This window comes from Pseudorhodoplanes sp. (assembly GCF_059499825.1).
The window spans coordinates 1-24,767 of sequence record NZ_JCABZI010000008.1 but is presented as its reverse complement, the minus strand read 5'-3'; the positions used below and the strand labels follow the sequence as shown (position 1 = coordinate 24,767).

Genomic DNA, 24,767 nt, shown 5'->3' with positions numbered 1-24,767 from the left:
GCCAGACGTGACCAAGGCCGTCAGAGCTGGGGCCGATGTCGCGGATGCTTCGGTCCCGTCCGTCCAGGGTGTCTATTTCGACGGCGTCACCTCCGCCCGGCATATCGTTACCGTAACCACCACCGGATCGGGCGTCGAGATCAGCCATCGCGCCGGCGATCCGATCGCGCAATGGCCCTATGCGCGGCTCGCCCATCTCAACGCACCGGCGCATGTCTTTCGTCTCGGGCTGCGCGACAGCGACAGGCTGCAACGGCTCGAGATCGATAATCGCAGCGACGTCGCCCACCGGATCGACCTCGCCTGCCCCGATATCGACCGGACCAACGTCACGGCCAAAAGCGAGCGGCGAGCCGCTGTGGTCTGGAGTCTGGCCGCGATCGCCTCGCTCCTGCTTGTCGCGGTCTACGGCATGCCGCAGATCGCCAACCAGATCGGACGCGCGCTGCCGCATCAGATCGAGCAGCATCTCGGCCGCGTCGGCGATCTGCGGTTTCGGACTGCGTTCGACGACGGGCCAAAAGAGCGGCCGTTCGAGTGCGGTGAAGGCCCCGGTGAAATCGAAGGCAAGCAGGCCTTTGACATGCTGATCGCGCGGATCGCAAAGGCCGCCGGCCTGACCCTCCCGATCCAGGCCGTGGTGGTGCGCCGCCCCGAACCGAACGCCTTCGCGCTCGCGGGCGGCCACATCTATGTGCTGCAGGGACTGATCGACAACGCGAAGGATGTCGACGAAGTCTCAGCCATCATCGCGCATGAACTCGGCCATGTCGCGAACCGCGACGGCATTCGCAGCGTCCTGCAGTCGGGCGGACTGTCGCTGATCTTCGGCATGGTCCTCGGCGATTTCGTCGGCGGCGCGGCAATCGTGGTCGCGGCCCAGACCCTCCTGAAGGCCGCCTATTCGCGTCAGCAGGAGGCGGCCGCCGACGACTTCGCAGTGCGGACGCTGCAGGAGCTCAACGCCGATCCGCGTGCGCTGGCGACGTTTCTCGACCGCGTTGCCCGCAACCCCCAGCCACGATCGATATTCCTCGGACATCCGTCGGTTCCCGATCGGGTGGCACGGATCAATGCAATCGCACTGGAGCAGGAGCGTGGCGCACCGTTGCTGAGCGATGCCGAATGGGACGCGTTGCGCCGAATCTGTTCTGGATATCCGAAACCATCGGGAAACTCATGACCAATCATCGTTTACCGCTGCGCTCGTTTCCGCGCCGGTTCAATGTAACGGCTCGGATTGCGCTCGCGGCCTTTGGTGCAGTCACGATCCTCGGCAGCGAATTTGCGCGCGCGCAGGACATGCCGCCGCCGCCGGAAGTCGCGGGCGTGCCGATCCCGGACGGCCAGATCGACCGCGCGCTTGGTCAGCTCGACGCGCTCGCAGCCGCGATCATGCAGAAAAGCGGGATACCGGGAATGGCGGTCGCGGTCGTGCGCGATGGCCGCACGGTTTATGCGAAGGGCTTCGGCATCCGCAAGGTGGGCGCGCCGGAGACGGTGGACGCCGACACCGTGTTCCAGATCGCGTCGCTGTCGAAACCGGTGACGGCGACAGTGGTCGCGCGTGAAGTCGCGGCCGGACGCGTGGCATGGGACACGCCGGTGTCGAAGCATCTGCCGTGGTTCAGATTGAAGGAGCCTTGGGTTACTTCACACATCACGATCGGCGATCTGCTCAGTCATCGCTCGGGGTTGCCCGATCACGCCGGCGACCTGCTGGAGGATGTCGGGTTCGACCGCCGACAGGTGCTGGAGCGTCTCCGGTTCCTGCCGCTGGAGCCGTTCCGCATCAGCTATGCCTATACGAATTTCGGTTTCACTGCGGGCGCGGAAGCGGTCGCCGTCGCATCCGGCAAGGACTGGGCAACGCTGAGCGAAGAAACGCTGTTCAAACCGCTGGGCATGACATCGACCAGCATACGCTTTGCCGATTTCGAAAAGCGGAGCAATCGTGCCTTCGGCCACGTGAAGACCGCCAATGGCTTTGAGGCCAGGTATCAGCGCAAGCCCGACGCCCAGGCGCCGGCCGGCGGTGTCAGTTCGTCGGTCAACGATCTGGCGCGCTGGCTGGCCATGCTGACGCAAGGCGGCATGGCCGAAGGCCGCCCTTTCATCGACAGCAAGTCATTGCTGCCGGCGATGTCGCCGCAGGCGTTCTCCTCGCGTCCCGCGACCTTCACTGCGCGGCCGGGTTTCTACGGCTACGGGTTCAATGTCGGGGTGACACCCGCGGGCCGCACGAGCTTCAGCCATTCCGGCGCTTTCGCGCTGGGTGCCGGAACCAACTTCGTGATCCTGCCGTCGGAGCGCCTCGCGATCGTGGTGCTGACCAATGCTCAGCCGACCGGCGCCGCCGAAGCACTGACAGCGCAATTCATGGACCTCGTGCAATTCGGCAAAATCGAGCGCGACTGGATGCCGGCTTACGCCCAATTGCTCGCTCCGGGCAATGCGCCGATCGGCAGTCTCCTCGGCAAGACCCGGCCCGCGAAGCCCGTACCGGCCGCGGCTCTGGCCGCATATGCCGGTACCTATTCAAATGATTATTTCGGCCCGGCGCGGGTGATCCTGAGCGGAGACGCACTGGTGCTGAAGCTCGGACCCAAGGGCCTCGAATATCCGCTCGCACATTGGGACGGCAACGCCTTCACTTTCGCGCCGTCGAGCGAGAACGCGGCGGACGGCTCGATCTCGCTCGCGACTTTCGGTGAGGCCGCGAAGGGTCGCTTCCGCAGTCTCATCATTGAATACCTGAACGCAGAGGGGATGGGCCGTTTCAGCCGCAAGTGATCGCGGCCGCGCTCTCTAATTCCCCGGCGGCGGTGGCACGTCGTCGAGCTCGGGGGAGCGCGGCCTCTGGTAGTCCTGTGAATCCTCGGCACTCTCGATCTGGCGCTCCATCCGCCCCAGCCCAGGGAATATCCCCCTGACCGGCGGCGCGAGTTGCGCGGAATCGTCGACCTCGCAGGACCCGCCGACGCCAGACCGCGTCTGCTCGCATTGCTGCAGAGTGGCAATGCCGCAAGTGCGACCGCCGGAATCGTCCAGCATGCAATACTGGGCCAAGGCGGCCTGCGGGATCGCGGAGAGAAACAGCATCACGGCGAGAACGCGCATATCGGGGACACCTGCATGAACCGGGCGCACGCTATACCACATGCACCCGGTTTTCGCCTGCAAGGTGCGCGGTCGCCTTAGCGCACCGGCACGGCACGCACCGGCGGCTCGCGGCGCTCCTGCGGCGGGAGATCGCCATCGACATCGGCGCCGAGTTCGCGACCGGAGGGGAACATTCGCTCCAGCACCATCAGGATGGCGATGCAGATGGCCGCCAGCCCGAGCGCGCCGGCCCAGTATGGGATACCGAGCATGGTGTTCAGCACCAACTTGCCGCTGGACACGCCGAGGAACGTCTTCGACAGCGCGGGTTCCGAATAGGAATAGGCCACCGCGCCGGCGATGCCGCCGATCAGGGTGACGATCGCATCGCGATAGCCGGCGCCGATCTGGGCCATCACCGTGCCCGGGCAAGCGCCCGCGAGCGCAATGCCCATCCCGAGAATGAGCCCGCCGACGATATCGGCGCCGTAGAGTGTCGCCTTGGGCGACAGTTTCACGAAGCCGAAGCCGTTGAGCATGGCGAGCACCACCGCGCCGGTGGCGACCGCGGTGAGAAACACTTTGAGCATGATGAAGTTGCGCAGTTGCATTTGCCCGACAATGACGCCCGGCTCGAACACGCGGGATTTCTCCAGCGCGAAGCCGAACACAGCGCCCATCAGCAGGCCGATCAGGATGGCGGTAACGAGTGACATGACGTGTCTCCTTCGAAGCGTGTCAGATGCGGCGCAGCGCCAGCATGGCGGTGGCGATGCCGCCGGCGAACATCGCCGCGACCGCGACCATCGAGCCGATCGCGAGTTGCGCGGTCCCGGACAGTCCGTGACCGCTGGTGCAGCCATCGGCCAGGCGCGCGCCGAACAGCATCAGGAAGCCGGCTATGAAGGCGACGGCATAGCGGCGAGACGGCGAAGCCGACCCGAGTGCGCGCGTCCAGATCGGCGAGATCGCCTGCCGCTTCGCGCCGGACATTTTCATCGACGCGAAGGCGCCAAGCGCGATGCCGACGACAAGCGCCACCTGCCACCAGTTCTTGCCGGTGGTTGCGACGTGGCGCGCGACATAGTCGATCTTCAGGATCGCGGGGTCGGCCCAAGACATCACCAATCCGCCGACGGTGACATAGGACGACGATGCGCCGAGCGCGGTCTCGATCAGAAGAAAGGCCGGGATCTGCAACAGGCCGATCACGATACCGGCGACATAGGGCGACCAGGATCTGGCGGTGAGCGAGAGCATATGTGCGCTCCTTCGATGAACGACGCGGCGACGCGCCTAATACTTTCAATTATTTGCATATGTTTGCAGCTGATTCTTGACCCAGATCAAGCCCGGCCCATGGGAGCGATCGACCTCCCTCCTCCTCCTCGCGCCGCCGCGGGTTGCATCGTCCAGGCGCGCCCCTAAACAGGTTGCGATGACTTCGCGCAACCTCCTTCTCACCTGCATTGCCATGCTGTGCTTCGCGGCAAACTCGTTGCTGTGCCGGCTGGCGCTGGCGCCGGGCCTGATCGACCCCGCGAGCTTCACCAGCGTGCGGGTCGCGTCCGCCTGCGCCATGCTGATCGTGGTGGTGTGGCTGAAGGCTCGCCATTTGCCGCGGCTGCGGAGGGCGAAGCCGCGCTCGATCGCGGCGCTTTTCGGCTATCTCGTTTTCTTCTCGTTCGCCTATGTGCGGCTCGATGCCGGGACCGGTGCGCTGATCCTGTTCGGCGCGGTACAACTGACGATGTTCGCCATCGCCCTGCGCGAAAGCGAGCCGTTCCCGCCGCTGGCCTGGTTCGGGCTCGCTGTTGCGGTCGGCGGACTGATCTGGCTGTTGCTGCCCGGCGCCAGCGCGCCCGATCCGCTCGGCGCGTTGCTGATGGCGCTGTCCGGTCTCTGCTGGGGCCTGTTCTCATTGCTTGCGCGTGGCTCAGTTGATCCGATTGAGAACAACGCCACCAATTTTCTCGGCTGCCTGCCGCCCGTCCTGTTACTCAATCTCGCCTTTGCCGGCGAGATGCATGCGTCGCCGCAGGGGCTTGTGCTTGCGATTGGCTCCGGGGCGATCGCGTCGGGTCTGGGTTATGTCATCTGGTATGTCGCGCTGTCGGGCTTGCCGGCAACCCGCGCCGCGACTGTCCAGCTTTCTGTGCCCGCCATCGCCGCCATCGGCGGCGTGATCCTGCTGTCGGAACCGGTGACATTGCGACTGGTCATCGCCTCGGTCGCGATGCTGGGCGGCATTGCCATCGTACTCGCACAACGAAGCCGTGCACCCGCAGCAGGTCCAACCGCGCCGCGATGACTGGTCAAGGCCGCGCGCCTCGGCAATAATACCGCCATGCCGAAGCCAAACAGCTACCGCCCGTTCCATCCCGATCCCTCACAGCTCGCGCTGAAGCCCGACATCTCGGGCAACACCATTAACGGCCTCGGCGAGGAGACGCCGCGCCGTCCGCGCATGGTGTATTGGGCGCCCGATCCCGACACCATCCCGCACGGCCAGATGCAGCGCTGGTTCTACAAGGCGAATCCGGATCACCCGGCCATGACGCGCGCGCGCGAAAACCGCGCGAAGATGGCGTCGGAGGAGATGCCGGACGTGACCGGCGAACCGGTGCAGCGCGCGCCGGAGGACTGGAATGCGGCGCTCGACGCCTACGGCAAGGACGGACTTTTCGACATGTGGGGCGTGGCCGAACTCGACCCGCTCTGGGTCTATGAGGGACACACCGTCACGCAGAAGCGCATCGTCATGCTCGGATTCGCGCATGACTATAACGAGATCGCAACGGCGCCGGAGCCGCAGGCCGGTGCCGAAGTCGTGTACCAGTATGGCCGCGCCATGCAGGCGGCGAAACGCGTGGCCGGATGGCTGCATCTGCAGGGCTGGGATGCCGAGCCGCTGACCGGGCCGATGACCGCGAAGGTGATGATGATCCCGCCCGCGATCGCCTGCGGCTTCGGCGAACTCGGCAAGCACGGTTCGATCATCAACCAGGAATTCGGCTCGTCGTTTCGTTTGTCCGCGGTGCTGACCGACGCCCCTTTCGCGCCGACGCCGAAACGCAGCTTCTCGGTGGATTCGTTCTGCGAATCCTGCCGCATCTGCGAGAATGCGTGTCCGCCCGAAGCGATCGCACCGGCCAAGCAAATGGTGCGCGGCGTCGAGAAATGGTACGTCGATTTCGACCGCTGCCTGCCATTCTTCAACCAGACCTTCGGCTGCGCGATCTGCATCTCGGCGTGCCCCTGGAGCCGGCCGGGTGTGGGATTCAACCTCGCGGCCAAGCTCGCACGACGCTCCGAACGCGCGGCCTGACCGATAAATGACAGACACAAACGGTATTCCGGTCGCCATTGTCGGCGGCGGCCCTGTCGGGCTCGCGCTGGCGCTGATGCTCGACCGCCACGGCGTCGCGTCCGTCGTCTCCAACAGCGACATCGATACCCGCTGGCACCCGAAGGGCTCGACGCAGAATGCGCGAACCATGGAGCATTACCGGCGGCTCGGCTTTGCGCATGAGCTGCGCAAGCTCGGCCTGCCCGCGAACCATTCCGGCGACGTCGCCTATTTCACGCGCTTCAATGCCTATGAGCTGGCGCGGCTGAAAATGCCGTCGGCTGCGCAGAAGGCGCGCGCGGTCGCTGATGCGCACGCCCTCGATCAGTTCCCCGAACCGGTGCTGCGCGCCAACCAGATGTATGTCGAGGCCTTCCTGCTCGAGGAGGCGCGAAGGCGCGAGCGGATCACGCTGCGTTTCGGATGGGAGGTGACGGCTTTCACCCAGGACGCCGACGGCGTCACGCTTTCAGCGCAGTCGCCTGACGGCGGCGGCAACGAACGCTGGCGTGCCGACTACATGATCGGTTGCGACGGCGGCCGCTCATTCGTGCGGCGCACGCTCGGCATCCGCTATGCCGGCGAAGACACGCTGCAGCAGGCCTATTTCGGCGGCCGCATGTTCGCGAGCTATCTGCGCGCGCCGACGCTCTATCGCGATGTCCTCAAGGATCGCGCCTGTTTCCAGCATTGGGCGATCAACCCGGATATCCGCACTACCATCATCGCGCTGAACGGCAAGGACGAATTCCTGTTCTGGATGAAGTCGAAGGACCCGCAGGCCGAACCCGAGGACGACGTGGTAAGGCGCGCGGTGGCGGCCTGTTGCGGGATGGATGTCCCTGTCGAACCGATCGCACATGCGCCATGGACCGCCGGCGTGGCGCTGGTGGCGGAGCGCTTCGCCGACCGCCGTGTGCTGCTCGCGGGCGATGCGGTGCATCTGTTCACGCCGACCGGCGGCTTCGGCATGAATACCGGCATCGACGACACCGCCAACCTCGCATGGAAACTCGCGGCCACGCTGCAGGGCTGGGGCGGCCCGCATCTGCTCGCCAGCTATGAAGCGGAACGGCTGCCGATCGCGATCCGCAATACCGGCGCCGCGCGGCTGCTGGCAAAGAGCATCGGCGACATCCGCGTGCCGGCCGAACTCGAGGAAGACAGCCCGGCGGGCGCCGCGGCGCGTCAGGAGATCGGCGCCTATCTCGCCACCTTCGGCGAGGAGTTCGCGTCCATCGGTGTGCAACTCGGCGCCCGCTATGACGGTTCGCCGATCGTCGCTGGCGATGAAGCACCGCCGCCGGACGATTTCGCTGTCTACACACCGAGTGCAGTGCCGGGCGGCCGCGCACCGCATGCCTGGCTCGGTGCCGGCCGCGGTCTTGGGGATTCGCTGTTCGATCGGCTTGGCGTCGGCTTCACCCTGCTGCGGCTCGGCGGCAATGCGCCCGATGCGACCACGTTCGCGGCGGCTGCCCGGCGGCTGAAGATGCCGTTCACGCAGCTCGATATCTCTGACGGAGAGATCCGCGGGCTGTATGGCCGCGATCTCGTCCTGATCCGGCCCGACCAGCATGTCGCCTGGCGCGGCAATGAGGTTCCGGCTGACGTAGATGGATTGCTGCGCCGGCTGACTGGCTTTGGCTGATTTCCTCTTGACCAATCGCGCACGGCCATAGCGTGCTGGCCTCTCACCGGCTCTCACTCCTTAGTCAACTGTCCCGTCCCGCATGTTCGCGAAACGCCAGAATCTTGGCCTCCTGCTTGGCGTACTCGGTGCTGTCATCTTCGCTGGCAGTCTCCCCGCCTCCCGCATCGCCGTGTCCGAGGTCGACCCGTATTTTCTCACCGCGATGCGTGCGGCGCTTGCCGGCCTCGCCGGCGCTGTGGTGCTTCTGATCACCCGGCGGACTCTGCCGCCACGCGCTGCATGGTGGCCGCTGATCGCCTGCGGGATCACGATCGTACTCGGCTTCCCTCTCCTCACGGCGGTCGCAATGGTGACGGTGCCGTCGTCGCATGGCGGCGTGATCCTCGGGATCATGCCGCTGATGACGGCAGCGGCGGCGGCCATCATCGAGGGCGAACGCCCGTCTCCCGGCTTCTGGGTCGCGGCCGTCGTCGGATCGGCCCTGGTGATGACCTTTGCGATCTACCGCAGCGGCGGCTATGCGCTGTCGACTGGCGACATCCTGCTGCTGGCGGCCGTTGTCTGCGGAGGCGTCGGCTACACTTATTCCGGTCGGCTCACCGGCCTGATGCCGGGATGGGAAGTGATCTCCTGGGCGGTCGTGCTGTGCCTGCCGTTGTCGCTGCTCGCGGTGTGGCTGACCTGGCCGTTGGATTCCGCGGCGATAACGCCAAGGGGATGGACCGCCATTCTCTATGCCGGGCTGATGGCACAATATTTCGGATTTTTTCCCTGGAATGCAGCCATGGGAATGGCGGGAATTGCGCGCATCGGACAGATCGGGCTGCTGCAGCCGTTCATGGTCGTGCTGATCGCGGCCTTGTTCGCGCGCGAGCCGATCGATCCGCTCACCGTGGCATTCGCGGTCGCCGTGGTGGTGACGGTTGCGATCGGCACGCGCATGCGCGTGGGGAGGACGCCCGGCGGATCGTAATCGCTACTCCGCCGCCTGGCGTGTCGCCTGCTCTTCCTCATAGAGACGCGCGAGAATGCGTCGCGCCTGGATGCCGCCGGCATCGGCGTGGATATCGACCTGCGACTCGGACTTGTCGTTGTCGATGGTGCGCTGCTGCGCTTCGAACACCTCCTTGTCCTCAAGGAAGGCGATCTTCACCTGCTCGAAGATCATATCGGTGAGCTTCTCGTTTCTGACGTCGAAATCATGCGCCTGCGCCCAGAAATAATGCGAGGTGGTCTCGGTCTCCGGCGTGATCGCATTCAGGTTGCGCATATGGATGCCGTTGACGAATTTGCCTTCCGGCGCGCCGGTGCCGGTCGGCGTCGCCCCGACCGAAAGGCGCAGATAGGCGGGCGGCAGGAAATCGATGAACTGCCAGCGATCGACGTTACCAGTGAAGCCACCGGCCTTGACGTAGGTCGGCGGCGCCGGCTTGTCGATCATCCAGCGCGTGACCAGCACACCGCCCGGCGTGCGCTTGACGCGAACCTCGGCATTTTCCGCCACCGCCGCGTTGCCGATGGTCGATTCATGTACGAAGGCGAGATGAGTGAGATCGAGCAGGTTGTCGACGATCAGCTGCCAGTTCGCTTTCACGTGGATGTAAGTGCCCTTGGCGCCCCAGTCCGGTGAATCGAGCCACTGATAGTCGGGGATGGTGGCAGGATCGGCTTGCGCCGGATCACCCATCCACAGCCAGATCCAGCGATAGCGCTCGACCACCGGATAGGTTTTCACCCGCGCGGTGTCCGGAATCGATTCCTGCCCCGGAATGCGCACGCAGGTTCCGGAGCGATCGAAGCGCAGCCCGTGATAATGGCATTGCAGGAGATTGCCATCGACCACCTTGCCCATGGACAGCGGCACGCGGCGATGCGGGCACTTGTCTTCGAGTGCGATCGCGTTGCCCTGCGCATCGCGATACAGCACGATCGGCTCGTTCAGGATGGTGCGGCCAAGCGGCTTTTCACCAAGCTCGTTATCCCAGGCCGCAACGTACCAATGATTTTTCAGGAACATCGATGGGGTCTCCTCTCCTGCGGCGCGTCTTGTTGCGCGCCTAAAGCATGTCCTTGATCGCCTTGATCAGGCGGAGATCCACGCTGATCAGGTCGCTCCCGGGTGGAACGCCGAAATGCGCACGCTCGTCGTCCGAGACAGACCGGCCCTGCAACAAGACGCGGCCGTCCGACGTCAGGTAGATCGAGGGAGCATCCTCCTGCATCTCGTCCTGCCAGACCAGTTCCACGCGGAAATGCAAAGCGGCCTCTCCCTGACGCCAGACTTGAAGCTTTCCACCGTGGCTACACCCAAACCGCCATACTTTGAAGTGCGAACGAAACAGGTCCGGGCGGCGACCTCAAACAGCCGTCACGCTCAAAGAAAAAGCCCCCGACCATGCGGGGGCTTTGACACTCCGGCAGCGCGCCTCACATCTTCTTGTAGGCTTCGACTACCGACGCGCCATCGGGACCGGCCTTCTTGACCCAGTCCGACGTCAGTTGCTCGCCAATCTTCTGCATTCCCGTCTTCAGGGCATCGCTCGGCGGCAGCACCTTCATCTTGTTGGCCTTGAGCTGTTCGAGATACCAGCCCGCCTTTTCCTCAGCCAGCTTCCAGCCGCGCGGCTCGGCAGCGGCGGCTGCCTTCAGTACGGCGTCCTGCGTGGGCTTGTCGAGCGCATCGAACGCGGCCTTGTTCATGAAGGTGATGTTCTTCGGAATCCAGGCCTGTGTATCGTAGAAGTGTGACATCGTTTCCCAGGCCTTGCTGTCGTAGCCGGTCGAACCCGAGGTCATGAAAGCATTCACCACGCCGGTCGCGAGTGCCTGCGGCAATTCCGCGGCCTGAATGGTCACGGGCTGCGCGCCGACGAGATCGGCGATGCGCGCGGTCCCGACGTTATACGCACGCCACTTCAGACCCTTCATGTCCTCGAGCGTGTTGATGTCTTTCTTGGCATAGATCCCCTGCGGTCCCCATGGCACAGCAAACAGCAGCATCAGTCCCTGCGAGGCGAGCTTCTTCTCGATCGCGGCCTTCGATGCCTGCCACAGCTTGTAGGATTGCGGATAGCTGGTGGCCAGGAACGGGATGACGTCGATGCCGAAGATAGGATCCTCATTCTCGTGCAGCGAGATCAGAACCTCGCCGGCCTGCGCCTGCCCGGTCATCACCGCGCGCTTGATTTCGGGCGCTTTGAAAAGCGACGCGCCGGGATGCACCGTGATCTGCAGCTTGCCGCCGGTCGAGTCGTTCACATCCTTGGCGAAAGCCAAGAGATTGACGGTGTGCGGATTGTCGGTCGGATACGCGGCAGGCAGATTCCATTTGGTCTGAGCCGCAGCGGGCGCCGCCAGCGCCACCGCAAACGCAGCCGCCGCGACGAACGAAGTTGCACGGTACGAATACATGGGAACCCCTTTTTGAGCTAACCGGGAAAAGCCATCCTTGGCAGCACCATCACGATATCAGGAAACACCGTGATCAGTGCAACCGCAAGGACCAGCAGAAAGAAGAACGGGAGCGCGGCGAGTGCGACAAAGTTCGAGTCCTTGCCGCTCATGGTTTGCAATACGAAGAGATTGAAGCCGACCGGCGGCGAGACCTCGGCCATCTCCACCACCAATACAAGAAATATGCCGAACCAGATGGGATCGAGCCCGGCCTGCTTGATCATCGGGATCACGATCGCCGTGGTCAGCACGATCATCGAGATGCCGTCGAGCGCGGTTCCGAGCAAAACATACATCACCGTCAGCGCGGCGATCAGCGAATAGGCCGAAAGTTGCAGGCTATCGACCCACGCTGCCAGTGCCTGCGGAATGCCGGTATAGGCCATCGACGTGCCCATATAGGAGGCGCCCGCCAGGATCAGCAGGATCATGCAGTTGACGCGCGTGGCGCCCATCACGCTGGCCCAGAACGACTCCCGCGACAGCGAGCCTTGCCACCAGGCAATGGCCAGCGAACCGAGTACGCCCCAGGCCGCGCACTCGGTTGCGGTCGCCCAGCCCATCAGGAGCGACAGGAACACGAATGTGATGAGCAGCAGCACCGGAATGAGATTTGCCGACTCGCGCAACTTCTCGCGAAACGCCATCGGCGGATCGGCCGGCGGCGTGCGATGCTGATTGAGGATCGACCAGCCGGCGATGTAGCCGGAATACAATGCCATCACAAGCAAACCCGGCAGGAAGCCCGCAAGGAAGACCTGGATGATCGAGACATTGGCCTGCACCGCATAGACCACCATCGTGATCGACGGCGGAATCAGGATGCCCAGCGTTCCAGCACCGGCGAGCGACCCGAGGGCGAGCTTTTCGTCGTAGCCGCGCTTGTTCAGTTCCGGCAATGCGATCTTGGCAACGGTGGCGCAAGTTGCGGCCGATGAACCGGACACCGATCCGAAGACGCCGCAAGCCAGCACATTCACATGCATCAGGCGTCCCGGCAGCCAGTTCAGCCAAGGCGCGAAGCCGCGGAACATTTCTTCCGACAGCCGTGTGCGATACAGGATCTCGCCCATCCAGATGAACAGCGGCAACGCAGCGAGAGACCAGGATGCAGAGTTCCCCCAGACCGTCGTCGCGAGCACGGAGCCTGCTGGGATGGCACCGCCCGCGAATTGCATCCCGGCCCAGCCGGTCGCGAGGAGCGCAATTCCGATCCAGACGCCGAAAGTGAGCAGAAAAATCAGAAAGCCGAACAGGATCGCCGCTGCGGTGAGAAGCTCCATGTCAGACCGCGCTCTGGACGGCCTGTTCCACGATCTCCTCCGCCGTTTTAGGCTTCGGCTTCTCGTAGCGCGGCGGATAGCCGCGCATCACGTGGATCAACTCGTCCACGAGAGCGATCAGCAGGATCGCAAGTCCGCCACTATAGCCGAGTTGCGGAATCCATAGCGGCACGGCAATGACGCCCTGCGACATGTCATTGAACAGGTATGACTGCCACGTCATCACGGCGGCGTGCCAGGCAAAGAAACCGGTGAAGCCGCTGCCGATCAGCAGCACCCCAATTTCTACGACCTGCTTGATCCGCCCCTCCAACCGGTCGATCAGCAGACCGACGCGGATCATCTCGCCGTGGCGAAACGTATGAGCGAGCCCAAGAAACGCGGTCGCCGCCATGCACCAGGACACAAAATCGTCCCCCGCCGGGATGTTAAGCCCGAGCGGCCGCCCGGCGGATAGCAGCATCATCAGGACGAAAATGGCGATGAGGAAAAGCCCGGCCAGGTAACCGGACAGCAGATAAAGACGGTCCAGGAACAATCTGACCATACTCACCCCCCGCGCCCGTCGATGATGATGGGCAACACGGCGACAATGCAAGACTCGTGACAAAGCGGGCGCGCCCTGGAGGCTGCCCCGCGCCGAGAGCCCCGGGACATTTCAACAGGTTCAGTGCAGTGCGGCATGTCTTTCCGCCCCGGACATGCTAACGGCGTGCCCTCATCGTCCGGAAGGATTGCGGATTCCTTTGGCCAAAAGCGTACTCGACAAGGACCTGAAAAAGGTCGTCCGGATCGAACACGCGACGCAGGATCTTACCCGCTCGCTGACCAAGCCGGGTCTGCTGATCCTGTTTCTGATGGGCTCGGTGGCGCTGGCGAGCCTGTCGGTCGCCGAGGGCCCGCTCAGCTATCTGGTCGTGATCGCGGCGCTGATCGCGGCCTATATGGCGCTCAGCATCGGCGCCAACGACGTAGCCAACAATATGGGGCCGGCGGTCGGCAGCCGCGCCCTGACCATGGGCAGCGCGCTCCTGATCGCGGCGGTTTGCGAGGCTGCCGGAGCGCTGATTGCCGGCGGCGACGTGGTGCGCACGATCTCCCGCGACCTGCTGCAGCCGGACGCCAATCTTCCGGCTATCAATTTCGTGCTGGTGATGTCGTCCGCGCTGCTGGCCGCTGCCGCCTGGATTCACCTGGCCACCTTCCTGGGCGCGCCGGTCTCGACCACCCATTCGGTGATCGGGGCGGTGATGGGCGCAGGCGTTGCAGCAGCCGGCATCAACATGGTGGTCTGGCCGGTGATGGGCGCCATCGCCGCAAGCTGGGTCATCTCCCCCATCATGGGCGGCCTGATTGCAGCCGGATTGCTTGGCTTCATCAAATGGAGCGTCCTGTTCCGCGCCGACAAGATCGCGGCGGCGCGCCGCTGGGTGCCGGTGATGGTGGCGCTGATGACCGGCGTGTTTGCGATGTATCTGATCACCAAGGGCCTGAGCCGGGTCTGGGAGCCGCCGCTCTTCGCCACCGCCGCGCTGGGCATCGCTGCCTTTGCCCTGGGCTATTTCGCCGCGCGCCCCTGGGTGCGGCAACGCGCGCTCCGCATGGAAAACCGCCGCAAGGACGTGAGCGCGCTGTTCACCCTGCCGCTGATCTGCTCCGCGGCGCTTCTGTCGTTCGCGCATGGCGCCAACGACGTGGCCAATGCGGTGGGTCCGCTGGCCGCCATCGTATCCACCGCAGCAACCGGAGAGACCTCGCCGGACCGGGTGTTTCTGCCGTTCTGGGTGCTCTTGATCGGAGCCGCAGGCATCGCGCTTGGACTGGCCCTGTTCGGGCCGAAGCTGATCCGTACCGTCGGCGAAAAAATCACCAAGATGGACGCCATCCGCGCCTTTTGCGTCGCGCTTGCAGCCGCGATAACCGTCCTCGTCGCATCCGCCTTCGGCATGCCTATTTCCTCGACCCATACCGCGATCGGGGCGATTTTCGGCGTCGGCTATCTGCGTGAGTTCCTGACCAACAAGGGCGTCCCCAATCCGGCGGTGCGGCCGCGCTCGCTGTTCCTCGAGCCGTCGCAGCTCAACAACACGCCCGAAAAGGCGCTGACCAATTTCCAGAAGCGGGAGAGGCGCAAGCTGGTCCGTCGCCAGCATGTCCTCGGCATTGCGGCTGCCTGGATTGTCAGCGTCCCGGCCACCGCCTTGCTGGCCGCCGTCTTCTATGCGGTGATGGCAGCCTTCGCCGGCTGAGCAGATTGCAGCGCGCGCTTGTGAACAAGCGAGGCCATGTCCACCAATTGCGGATCCGACAAGAGCCGCCGGGCTTCGGCCAGGATCACCCAGTGCCGGTGCCGGCTTTCCTTCTCCGGCCAGTCCTCGAGTTGCCGGACGACCCGCAGCGGAAACATCTGGACCTCGATCGGCGCGCTGCGAAGGCTGCCCTTGAAGCCGCGATAATGCCCGATCGGCGTGGTCTCCACTTCGCCCTCAACCCCGGCCTCCTCGAACGCCTCGCGCGCCGCCACCTGCCAGAGCTCGTAGCCCTTCATCGGAGCGCCCTTGGGAAAAATCCAGCGGCCGGTGCCGCGTGAGGTGATGAGGAGGAAAACCGGTGTTCCACGGACAATGGTGTAGGGAACGGCGCCGGCCTGCAGCGCAGGCTCGATCCCGTTGCGGCCCAGCCGCATGTCGATCCATTCTCCGATGCGTCGCGTCAGCGCCAATGTGGTCGTCTCCCTGCGCAAAACATGCATTGCGCCAGTTTGCGGCAGGCGTCAAACCCCGCATGAGCGAGTCCGGCCGGATCGGGTTGCGGCGATGACGCAATCATAAGACCATGATGCCGCGACCCCTTCCCTCCCGGCGACACCCTGCTCATGACCCGCAAAACCACCCGTCTCCCCTCCGCATCCTGGGATTTCTGGATCGATCGCGGCGGCACCTTCACTGACGTCGTCGGACGCAAGCCGGACGGTCATCTGGTCGCACACAAGCTTCTGTCCGAGAATCCCGAGGCCTATCCCGACGCAGCGGTGCAGGGCATCCGCGAGTTGCTGGGTCTGAAGCGGGGCGAAGCGATCCTCCCGGGGCGCATCGGCGCGGTGAAAATGGGTACCACGGTCGCGACCAATGCGCTGCTGGAGCGCAAGGGCGACCGCACGCTGCTGATCACCACGCGCGGTTTTCGCGACGCTTTGCGCATCGGCTACCAGGCGCGGCCCAAGATTTTCGCGAAGGAAATCATCAAGCCGGACATGCTGTTCGAGCGGGTCATCGAGATCGACGAGCGCGTGCGGGCGGATGGCGCAGTCGAGCAGACGCCCGACCTCGCGGCGATCGAGCCCGAGTTGCGGCGCGCCCATGACGACGGCATCCGCGCCGCCGCGATCGTGTTCATGCATGCCTACCGCTATCCGGAGCACGAGAAGCAGGTCGCCGAGCTTGCGCGCCGCATCTTTCCGCAGGTCTCGGTCAGCCACGAGGTCTCGCCGCTGATCAAGTTTGTCGGCCGCGGCGATACCACTGTTGTCGATGCGTATCTGTCGCCAATCCTGCGGCGCTATGTGGAGCGGGTGGCGACGGAGCTCGACGCACGGCGCTCCAGCGCCAAGCTCATGTTCATGATGTCGTCCGGCGGGCTCACCGCGGCCGACCTATTCCAGGGCAAGGATGCGATCCTGTCCGGCCCGGCGGGCGGCGTGGTGTCGATGGCGGAAACCGCGCGCGAAGCCGGCTTCGCCCGCGTCATCGGCTTCGACATGGGCGGCACCTCGACAGACGTGTCGCATTATGACGGCGAATACGAACGTGCCTTCGAGACCGAGGTCGCGGGCGTGCGCATGCGCGCGCCGATGATGCGCATCCACACCGTCGCTGCGGGCGGCGGCTCGATCCTGCATTTCGACGGCGCGCGCTTTAGGGTCGGCCCGGATTCCGCGGGCGCAAATCCGGGGCCGGCATGCTACCGGCGCGGCGGCCCCCTCGCCGTGACCGACGCCAATGTGATGGCCGGAAAGCTGATCCCGGATTTCTTCCCGAAAATTTTCGGCCCCGCACAGGACCAGCCGCTCGACGACGGTGCCGTGCGCGACGCGTTCGCGGCTCTTGCCGCAGACGTCGGCGGCGGGCGCAAGCCCGAGGACATTGCCGACGGCTTCATCCGGATCGCGGTCGAGAACATGGCGAACGCGATCAAGAAGATTTCCGTGCAACGCGGCTACGACGTGACCCGCTATGCGCTCAACTGCTTCGGCGGCGCCGGCGGCCAGCATGCCTGTCTGGTCGCGGATGCGCTCGGAATGACCAGCGTGCTGATCCATCCGTTCTCGTCGCTCTTGTCCGCCTACGGGATGGGTTTGGCCGACATCCGCGCGACACGCCAGCAGGCGATCGAGGAACCGCTCGGCGGCAAGGCGCTGAAGACGCTGAGCCGGCTCAGCAAGGCGCTGGGCAAGGCTGTGAAGGATGAAGTCGCGAGCCAGGGCGTGCCGGCAAAGGCGATCAAGGTCATCGCACGCGCGCATATCCGTTACGCGGGCACCGACACGGCGCTGGTGGTGACGGCCGGCAGCCTTGCCGCGATGACTCGCGCCTTCGAGAAGGCGCATAAGGCGCAGTTCGGCTTCATCGATCGCGACAAGGAGCTGGTGCTGGAAGCGGTTTCGGTCGAGGCGATCGGCGGCGGCGCAAAATTCCGCGAACGCAAACTGAAGACGACGCGGGGCAAGCTGCCCTCGCCTGCCCGCCGCACCCGGTTTTTCTCCCAAGGCGCGTGGCACAGGGCCGCGGTCTACACGCGCGAACAGCTCAAACCCGGGCAAAAGGTGAAGGGCCCGGCGATTATTATCGAGCCGCACCAGACCATCGTTGTCGAGCCCGGCTGGCAGGCGGCGCTGACGGCGAAAAACCATCTGGTGTTGACGCGCTTTAAGAAACTCAAGCGCGTCGCGGCGGTTGGCACCAGGGCCGACCCGGTGATGCTGGAGGTGTTCAACAATCTGTTCATGTCGATCGCCGAGCAGATGGGTGTTGCTCTGCAGAACACCGCCTATTCCGTGAATATCAAGGAACGTCTGGACTTCTCCTGCGCGGTGTTTTCGGGCGACGGCGCGCTTGTGGCCAACGCCCCTCACATGCCGGTGCATCTCGGATCGATGGATCGCGCGGTCGAAACCATCATCCGCGAGAACAAGGGCCGCATCCGGCCGGGCGATGTCTATGCGATCAACGCACCCTATAACGGCGGCACCCATCTGCCGGACATCACGGTCTGCACGCCGGTGTTCGACGGCGCCGAGCGCAAGATCCTGTTCTGGGTGGCGTCGCGCGGCCACCATGCCGATGTCGGCGGCATTTCGCCGGGTTCGATGTCGCCGAACGCAACCAATATCGAGGAGGAAGGCGTCTATCTCGATAATTTCAAGCTGGTGGATCGCGGCCGCTTCCGCGAGCGAGAGATCTACGCTGCGCTCACCGGCGCGAAATATCCCGCACGCAATCCGGTCCAGAACGTCAACGACCTGAAGGCGCAGATCGCCGCCAACGAAAAGGGCGTGCAGGAATTGCGCAAAATGGTCACGCAATTCTCGTTGCCGGTGGTGCAGGCCTACATGAAGCATGTGCAGGACAACGCCGCCGAAAGCGTGCGGCGCGTGATCGACCGCCTGCACAATTCCGAATTTTCATACGAGATGGATCAGGGCACCGTCATCAAGGTGAGGATCACGGTCGACAAGACGAAGCGCGAAGCGACCGTCGATTTCACCGGCACCTCGCCGCAGCAGCCGAGCAACTTCAATGCGCCCGAGCCGGTAACCCGCGCCGCCGTGCTCTATGTGTTTCGCGTGATGGTGGACGACGACATTCCGATGAATGCCGGTTGCTTGCGCCCAATCAATATTGTCATTCCGAAACAGACAATGCTGACGCCGGAATTTCCGACCGCCGTCGTCGCCGGCAATGTCGAAGTCTCGCAGGCGGTGACCAATTGCCTGTTCGGCGCGCTCGGCGCGCTCGCCGCCGCGCAGGGCACGATGAACAATCTCAATTTCGGCAACACGCGCTATCAATATTACGAAACGATCTGCTCGGGCTCACCGGCCGGTCCCGGTTTCAACGGCACCGATGCCGTGCATACCCATATGACCAACACCCGTCTCACCGACCCGGAAATACTGGAATTCCGCTATCCGGTGGTGCTGGAGGATTTCCACATCCGCAAGGGCTCGGGCGGCCAGGGGAAATGGCATGCGGGCGACGGCATCCGCCGCACCATCCGCTTTCTGGAGAAGATGGAATGCACGCTGCTCACCGGCCATCGCCGTGTGCGCCCGTTCGGACTGGCGGGCGGTGAGGCCGGTCAGACCGGCCAGAACGCAGTGCGGCGCAGGGACGGCACGATCGAAAATCTGCAAGGCTGCGACGCCACCATGATCGACGCGGATGAAGCGATCATCATCCAGGTGCCCACCGCTGGCGGCTATGGCAAACCGCCCGCGTGACTGGACGCGATCGGGTTGTCCCGATCGCGTCGCGTCGCGCACGGCGATCAGAAGCCGCGATACGGCTTGCAGAGTCCCGCTTGCAGAGTGAAACCACGCGGGCATTGTCCGCGCGGGCCGGGATAATATTGCGGCTTGCCCCAGCGATCGGCACCGGCAAACACGAAGCCGCGCGGTGCCACATAGCGCGGCGGCGGTGGCGGGACATAAACCGGCGGTGGAACCACAACCACGGGAGGCCCGGCGCGCATCGGCACGCAGCGGAAACCGTTGAAATAGAAGCCGCGGCCGCAACCGTCGCGCGCTTCGGCAACGCCGTTAAATCCAACCGGCGCCGCTGCGGCGAACGCCGTCAGCGCAGCCATGGCAAGCAGGGTCTTTTTCATGTTCGTTTCGGTTCCTCGTTCCTTGCTTTCGTTTGCCCCCATGCGAGGCGCATTTGCCTTGGCATTGATGAATGCGGGCTAAATGCGCCTGCGGCAGAACGATGCAGTCTAATCCGCGACGTCTGCGGCTTGGTCGCCGGTCTCGATCTGCAATGTCGGATGCGCGATACCGAACCGCTCACGCAGTTCATGCGCGGCCGCCGTCAGGAAATCGTCGCCCGGATGTCCGCCCGGCATGACGAGATGCGCGGTGAGCGCAACTTCGCTGGTGCTCATGCCCCAGACATGCACGTGATGCGCCCGCGCGACGCCGGGCAGTTCTTCGAGACAGGCTTTGACTTTCGCAAGCTCGATGTGCCGCGGTACCGCGGCCAGCGCGAGCGTGATCGAGTCGCGCAGCAGCCCCCATGTGCTCCAGAGAATGATTGCAACGATCGCCAGACTGGTCACCGGATCGAGCCAGAGCCAGCCGGTCAGCATGATCGCGGCGCCCGCGAGCACGACGCCGAACGACACACCGGCATCTGCCACCATATGCAGATAGGCGCCGCGGATATTGAGATCACCCTCGCGCCCGCTCATGAACAGCCAGGCCGTGAAGCCGTTGATAAGGATGCCGATCCCGGCCACGATCATGACAGTCACGCTTGCAACCGGCTGCGGATCGGTGAAGCGCCACACCGCCTCCCAGGCGATCGCGCCGCAGGCGAAGATCAGCAGCAGCGCGTTGCCGAGTGCCGCAAGAATCGACGAGGCGCGCAGGCCGTAAGTGAAGCGCTCGCTCGGCGGACGCTTCGCCAGGCTGGCCGCGCCCCAAGCGATCAAGAGGCCGATCACGTCGCCGAGGTTATGCCCGGCATCAGCCAGGAGCGCGGTGGAATTGGCGAGAATTCCGAAAATCGCCTCGACCGCGACGAAGCCGAGATTGAGCGCCACGCCAATCGCGAAGGCGCGGCCGAAATCCTTCGGTGCGTGGGCGTGCGAATGGCCAGCATGCGCATGGCCGGCGCGATCGTGGGAATCGTCCTGCATCGCAGCTCTATCTGGTTGTCCGCTCGTCCCCACGAAAGCGGGCCCCAGATTCACAAACCCGGCTTCCCGCTTGTGCGGTGATGAACGGAGTTTCTGGCTCGCGCGGACTCAAGACACATCATTCCAACGGCCGTGGCCCGTCGTCCTCGATCCAGTCGTCGTCGTCGAGAATGTTACGCTTTGACCTCGCCTTGGCCGCGGTCTTCGGCCGACCGTTGAGCGCACTGCGAGAATTTTCACCGGCTCTGCCGAACGAACCGGTGGCGGCCGGCACGGGTCGCCACGCCTGGCCACGCTCGCGCGCGACTTTCGCCGCAATCGCATCACCCGAAACCTGATCTGGATTGCAGATGCGATTGGCGCTGCGGCGCCGCATCAGGTCAAAATGGAAATGGTCGTAGTGGAAGCGGTTCGAGCCCGGCGCCAGCACCGTGTTGAATTGCTCGCAGGCCGCCCCCTGCACGTCGCGAAGAAAGCCCTGCTCCTCCGGAGCCCCCCGCCAGCCATCCTTCACGGTAATGCGCCGCCCGTCGGCAAGCGTGAACGACGATATGTCGAGCGCATTGCCGAAAGCATGTTCGGAAATGCGCGCCCCGCGCTGGCCGTTCATTCCCCGGCAGGAATAGGCCGAGATCTGTCTGATCTCGACCACCGGCTGGCGGAACCAGCGCCGGGCCGCCGGCTGCACCGAATCGATGATCCAGCGATCGAGCGCCGACACCATCGGACAGGCGAGCGTGGCTGCGGGCTTTATTTCAACCGGGCCCAATGCCGAAATCGCGCTGCTTCCCAAGGGTACGGTGGATTGCGACGGAGCAGAGCGCGACTGCGCCGCGGTCCGCATCGGCGGCTGATAGGTCTGCGGTTTCGGCGGCATCGGATAGGGCGATCGCGACTCGCTGCGCGGCGCAGCGATATCTGCGTCATCGATCGATGGCTCGGATGACGGCCGCGCGATGCCGCGGTCACCGGAGCCGACACCGGATGTTTGGGGCACGATCTGCAGCGGCGCGCCGGCATTCTGTCTCGACGCCGCCGGCGTCAGAGGCTGACGCTGCACGGCGGACGGCCGAGCCGGATTGGCAAAGCGGGGCTCGTCGTCGGGATAGGAGCGCACCGGTTCGGGATCGGAGCGCACTGGCGCAGCGGCGCGCGCGGTCGGCACCGTCGTCACCGGCCAGCGTTGCGGACCGGCATTCGGCACCTCGCCCGGCGGACGAATGTCCGAATAACCAAGCAGTGGCTGATCGCCCAGAGCCGCGACCTTCAGCGGAAAATCCGCACCGCACATGCCGGGGCCGTTGATCGGCTCGACGCGCACGATGGTGCCGCTCTCCCTCACCGCGCCGGATTGCAGGCAGGCGAGTTCGGCATCCTTCCGCCACGGCTCGCGCTGGACGAGATAATGCCCGGCGCAACCGGCCAGCAGCACGAGGCTCAATCCGGTGACGCATCTGCGCCAGTGGTGACACAAGGTCCGCAGCATGATGCGGACAATGCGAAGGACAATGTTAACGGGTCATTCACCTGAGCGCGGCGGTATTCGTTATCGTTACCGGATGGTGACCGGGGCCGGTGCTGGGTATAAGGCCTTCGGTTCCCGCAGCCGAAAAACAGGCAAGACGCGGGCACGACCAGGAATGCCGGGGAGGATACGGAATGGACTGGCGGGTGCGCGCGCTGACTGGCGCGCTGATGACCCTTGTGATCTGTGTGATCGTGACCTTTGTCGCGACCTGGCTGGCCGTCGGATTTGACCCGACATTCGTCAAGCAATGGTCGAAAGCCTTTGTGGTGGCCTGGCCGATCGCGGCGATTACGGCCTTCTTCGTGCTGCCCAGCGCGCGCCGGATCGCGGAGCGGATGGTCGGCTTGCAGGGATAATTCGGTAGAATCTTGCCCCGATCGCCCCAGAACGCGCAAAGCCAGCCCAATGAAATCAATGGCTTATGGCCGCCGCACCGCACCCTGAAAAATTAAATTGTACTGAATTGTCAGTGACTTGGTCGCGAACTGGACACCTTTTTCCCCGTTCCGCGGGCACTTTTTGCGAAGTGCGGCATTGAGGCCTTCGAGCGGGTTGCCCGATCTGTTAACATTACTTCATGTCAGCGAAGGGAGGCCTTATGGAACTTTCCCTGAAACTCAACGTCCTCGCTGTCTTTGCCGTGTTCGCTTTCGTGAGCGCGGTTCTGCTCGGAGCGTTCTGAGATTCTCGGACTTTGGCTGTAAGACCAACAATCGCCGCGGCGTATGGGGCGGCTTTGAGTTTCGAAACACCGGAGCGGCGATGAGCCCTCCGGTGTTTTGCTGTCCGGTGTTACGTTTCCAGCTTCGCTGACAGAAAGGGCAGACTAAGCCGCCTGCGCCTTCTCCACGGTCGCCGGATTGTAGTTCAGCACCGGCGCCAGCCAGCGCTCGCATTCGGCGATGCTCCAACCCTTGCGGCGCGCATAGTCCGAAACCTGGTCGCGCTCGATTTTGCCGACACCGAAATACTGGCTTTGCGGATGGCTGAAATAGAGCCCGCAGACCGAGGCGCCCGGCCACATCGCGAAGCTCTCCGTGAGCGTGATGCCAATGCGCTCGCCCTCGATCAGCCGGAACAGCGTCTCCTTCTCGGTATGGTCGGGTTGCGCCGGATAGCCGGGTGCCGGCCGGATGCCTTGGTAGCTCTCGGCGATCAGTTCGGCCGGCGTGAAGGTCTCGTCCGGTGCATAGCCCCAGAATTCCTTGCGCACGCGCTGATGCAGATGCTCGGCGAAGGCCTCCGCCAGGCGGTCCGCGAGCGCCGACATCATGATGGCCGAATAATCGTCGTTGGCGCGCTTGAAGCGCTCGGCAATCACGTCTTCGCCGATGCCAGCCGTCACCGCAAACGCGCCGACATGATCGGTCACGCCGTCCGCCTGCGGCGCAACGAAATCGGCAATCGAGACATTCGGCCGTCCGTCACGGCGCGCGATCTGCTGGCGCAGCCCATGCAGCGTGGCGATCTGACTGGTCCCGGCATCATCGAAAACACGGACATCGTCGCCGTCGCGTGCCGCAGGCCAGAAGCCGATCACGGCCGAGGCCTGGATCCACTTTTCGTCCACGATCTGCTTCAGCATCGCCTGCGCATCCGCGAACAGCGAGCGCGCCGCCTCGCCGTATTTCTCGTCGTGCAGGATCGCCGGGTAACGTCCGGTCAATTCCCATGTCTGGAAGAACGGCGTCCAGTCGATGTAATCGACCAGCTTCGACAGCGGATAGTTTTCGAAAACGCGTGTGCCGAGAAATTGGGGTCGCGGTGCAAGCGCCTGTTTCGGGTCGAGCACCAGGCCGTTGGCGCGCGCTTCCGCGAGCGACAGCCGCTTCTTGTCGTCCTGCCCGCGCGCATGGGCGGCAGCGATCTGCGCATATTCCGTGCGCGTATTCTCGACATAGGCAGCACGCCCGTCCTTCGACATCAGTGCCTGCGCAACGCCGACCGCGCGGCTGGCGTCGGTGACATAGACAGTCTGGCCCTTGCGGTAATTCGGATGGATCTTCACCGCGGTATGGACGCGGCTGGTGGTGGCGCCGCCGATCAAAAGCGGCAGGTCGAAATTCTGCCGTTCCATCTCCGCCGCCACATGGCACATTTCGTCGAGCGACGGCGTGATCAGCCCGGACAGGCCGATGATATCGACCTGTTCCCGCCGCGCGGTTTCGAGAATCTTCGCGGCCGGCACCATGACGCCAAGGTCGATCACTTCGTAGTTGTTGCACTGGAGCACGACGCCGACGATGTTCTTGCCGATATCGTGCACGTCGCCCTTGACGGTGGCGAGCAGCACCTTGCCGGCGGAATTGCTCTGGCCCTTGTCGTTGGCGGCCTTCTCCTCCTCCATGAACGGCATCAGATAGGCCACAGCCTGCTTCATCACGCGAGCCGACTTCACCACCTGCGGCAGGAACATCTTGCCAGAGCCGAACAGGTCGCCGACCACGTTCATGCCGTCCATCAGCGGGCCTTCGATCACGT

22 protein-coding genes are annotated in these 24,767 nt (G+C 64.3%); 9 read left to right on the top strand and 13 right to left on the bottom strand.

What is annotated here, in order from left to right; all coding sequences use genetic code 11:
• Positions 1-7: 7 nt before the first annotated feature.
• Positions 8-1,183 carry a M48 family metallopeptidase gene (locus AC5I5I_RS11260; RefSeq protein ID WP_495972951.1) on the top strand — a complete coding sequence of 392 codons (1,176 nt, stop codon included), beginning with the start codon at positions 8-10 and terminating at the stop codon, positions 1,181-1,183.
• Positions 1,180-2,793, top strand: a complete 1,614-nt coding sequence (locus tag AC5I5I_RS11255; protein ID WP_495972949.1) for a serine hydrolase — start codon at positions 1,180-1,182, stop codon at positions 2,791-2,793. Before AC5I5I_RS11260 ends, AC5I5I_RS11255 begins: the two co-directional genes overlap by 4 nt.
• A gap of 15 nt (positions 2,794-2,808) precedes the next feature.
• Here AC5I5I_RS11255 and AC5I5I_RS11250 read toward each other — a convergent pair whose 3' ends face one another.
• From AC5I5I_RS11250 to AC5I5I_RS11240, 3 genes are all read right to left on the bottom strand, one after another.
• Entirely contained in the window at positions 2,809-3,120 is a 312-nt protein-coding gene (locus tag AC5I5I_RS11250; RefSeq protein ID WP_495972947.1) for a DUF3551 domain-containing protein, read from the bottom strand.
• Positions 3,121-3,197: 77 nt separating this feature from the next.
• Positions 3,198-3,818, bottom strand: a complete 621-nt coding sequence (locus AC5I5I_RS11245) for a YeeE/YedE thiosulfate transporter family protein (RefSeq protein ID WP_495972945.1) — start codon at positions 3,816-3,818, stop codon at positions 3,198-3,200.
• Positions 3,819-3,840: 22 nt separating this feature from the next.
• Positions 3,841-4,362 carry a YeeE/YedE thiosulfate transporter family protein gene (locus tag AC5I5I_RS11240; protein ID WP_495972943.1) on the bottom strand — a complete coding sequence of 174 codons (522 nt, stop codon included), beginning with the start codon at positions 4,360-4,362 and terminating at the stop codon, positions 3,841-3,843.
• Between the two features lie 178 nt (positions 4,363-4,540).
• On the opposite strand from AC5I5I_RS11240, the gene AC5I5I_RS11235 reads away from it, so the two are divergent.
• The 4 genes from AC5I5I_RS11235 to AC5I5I_RS11220 all read left to right on the top strand — a co-directional run bounded on the left by AC5I5I_RS11235 (position 4,541) and on the right by AC5I5I_RS11220 (position 9,078).
• Positions 4,541-5,413, top strand: a complete 873-nt coding sequence (locus AC5I5I_RS11235) for a DMT family transporter (protein WP_495972941.1) — start codon at positions 4,541-4,543, stop codon at positions 5,411-5,413.
• A 36-nt stretch (positions 5,414-5,449) separates the two neighbouring features.
• Positions 5,450-6,430, top strand: coding sequence for a 4Fe-4S dicluster domain-containing protein (locus AC5I5I_RS11230; protein ID WP_495972939.1), 981 nt, complete (start codon positions 5,450-5,452; stop codon positions 6,428-6,430).
• Positions 6,431-6,437: 7 nt separating this feature from the next.
• A complete protein-coding gene (locus AC5I5I_RS11225) occupies positions 6,438-8,102 on the top strand; it encodes an FAD-dependent monooxygenase (RefSeq protein ID WP_495972937.1) in 1,665 nt (554 codons plus the stop codon).
• Between the two features lie 82 nt (positions 8,103-8,184).
• On the top strand, positions 8,185-9,078 hold the full coding sequence (locus AC5I5I_RS11220; RefSeq protein WP_495758561.1) for a DMT family transporter: 894 nt from the start codon (positions 8,185-8,187) through the stop codon (positions 9,076-9,078).
• Positions 9,079-9,081: 3 nt separating this feature from the next.
• On the opposite strand, the gene AC5I5I_RS11215 is transcribed toward AC5I5I_RS11220, so the two are convergent.
• The 5 genes from AC5I5I_RS11215 to AC5I5I_RS11195 all read right to left on the bottom strand — a co-directional run bounded on the left by AC5I5I_RS11215 (position 9,082) and on the right by AC5I5I_RS11195 (position 13,388).
• On the bottom strand, positions 9,082-10,122 hold the full coding sequence (locus tag AC5I5I_RS11215) for an aromatic ring-hydroxylating dioxygenase subunit alpha (RefSeq protein WP_495972935.1): 1,041 nt from the start codon (positions 10,120-10,122) through the stop codon (positions 9,082-9,084).
• 40 nt (positions 10,123-10,162) lie between these two features.
• Entirely contained in the window at positions 10,163-10,363 is a 201-nt protein-coding gene (locus tag AC5I5I_RS11210) for a hypothetical protein (RefSeq protein WP_495972933.1), read from the bottom strand.
• Positions 10,364-10,532: 169 nt separating this feature from the next.
• Positions 10,533-11,516, bottom strand: coding sequence for a TRAP transporter substrate-binding protein (locus AC5I5I_RS11205; RefSeq protein WP_495972931.1), 984 nt, complete (start codon positions 11,514-11,516; stop codon positions 10,533-10,535).
• Between the two features lie 17 nt (positions 11,517-11,533).
• Entirely contained in the window at positions 11,534-12,841 is a 1,308-nt protein-coding gene (locus AC5I5I_RS11200; protein ID WP_495972929.1) for a TRAP transporter large permease, read from the bottom strand.
• A 1-nt stretch (position 12,842) separates the two neighbouring features.
• Positions 12,843-13,388 (bottom strand): TRAP transporter small permease, encoded by a 546-nt coding sequence (locus AC5I5I_RS11195; protein WP_495972927.1) that lies wholly within the window; start codon positions 13,386-13,388, stop codon positions 12,843-12,845.
• Positions 13,389-13,587: 199 nt separating this feature from the next.
• Here AC5I5I_RS11195 and AC5I5I_RS11190 point away from each other — a divergent pair, with 199 nt between their 5' ends.
• Positions 13,588-15,090: an inorganic phosphate transporter gene (locus AC5I5I_RS11190; RefSeq protein ID WP_495972925.1), complete on the top strand. Its 1,503-nt coding sequence runs from the start codon at positions 13,588-13,590 to the stop codon at positions 15,088-15,090.
• Here AC5I5I_RS11190 and AC5I5I_RS11185 read toward each other — a convergent pair.
• Complete coding sequence (locus tag AC5I5I_RS11185) at positions 15,060-15,563, bottom strand: NUDIX hydrolase (protein WP_495972923.1); 504 nt, start codon at positions 15,561-15,563, stop codon at positions 15,060-15,062. The genes AC5I5I_RS11190 and AC5I5I_RS11185 overlap by 31 nt on opposite strands.
• Positions 15,564-15,716: 153 nt before the next feature.
• On the opposite strand from AC5I5I_RS11185, the gene AC5I5I_RS11180 reads away from it, so the two are divergent.
• Entirely contained in the window at positions 15,717-19,340 is a 3,624-nt protein-coding gene (locus tag AC5I5I_RS11180; protein ID WP_495972921.1) for a hydantoinase B/oxoprolinase family protein, read from the top strand.
• A 47-nt stretch (positions 19,341-19,387) separates the two neighbouring features.
• Here AC5I5I_RS11180 and AC5I5I_RS11175 read toward each other — a convergent pair whose 3' ends face one another.
• The 3 genes from AC5I5I_RS11175 to AC5I5I_RS11165 form a co-directional block, all read right to left on the bottom strand.
• Positions 19,388-19,726, bottom strand: coding sequence for a hypothetical protein (locus AC5I5I_RS11175; RefSeq protein WP_495972919.1), 339 nt, complete (start codon positions 19,724-19,726; stop codon positions 19,388-19,390).
• 108 nt (positions 19,727-19,834) lie between these two features.
• The gene (locus AC5I5I_RS11170) at positions 19,835-20,758 is read right to left on the bottom strand and encodes a cation diffusion facilitator family transporter (RefSeq protein ID WP_495972917.1); all 924 of its coding nucleotides are present in this window, start codon (positions 20,756-20,758) and stop codon (positions 19,835-19,837) included.
• 118 nt (positions 20,759-20,876) lie between these two features.
• Positions 20,877-22,244 (bottom strand): extensin-like domain-containing protein, encoded by a 1,368-nt coding sequence (locus tag AC5I5I_RS11165; protein ID WP_495972915.1) that lies wholly within the window; start codon positions 22,242-22,244, stop codon positions 20,877-20,879.
• A gap of 173 nt (positions 22,245-22,417) precedes the next feature.
• Between AC5I5I_RS11165 and AC5I5I_RS11160 the strand changes: the two genes are divergently transcribed.
• The gene (locus tag AC5I5I_RS11160; RefSeq protein ID WP_495972913.1) at positions 22,418-22,642 is read left to right on the top strand and encodes a DUF2798 domain-containing protein; all 225 of its coding nucleotides are present in this window, start codon (positions 22,418-22,420) and stop codon (positions 22,640-22,642) included.
• 470 nt (positions 22,643-23,112) lie between these two features.
• Here AC5I5I_RS11160 and AC5I5I_RS11155 read toward each other — a convergent pair.
• Positions 23,113-24,767: vitamin B12 dependent-methionine synthase activation domain-containing protein (locus AC5I5I_RS11155; RefSeq protein WP_495972911.1), on the bottom strand; the 1,655-nt coding region annotated here is incomplete at its 5' end.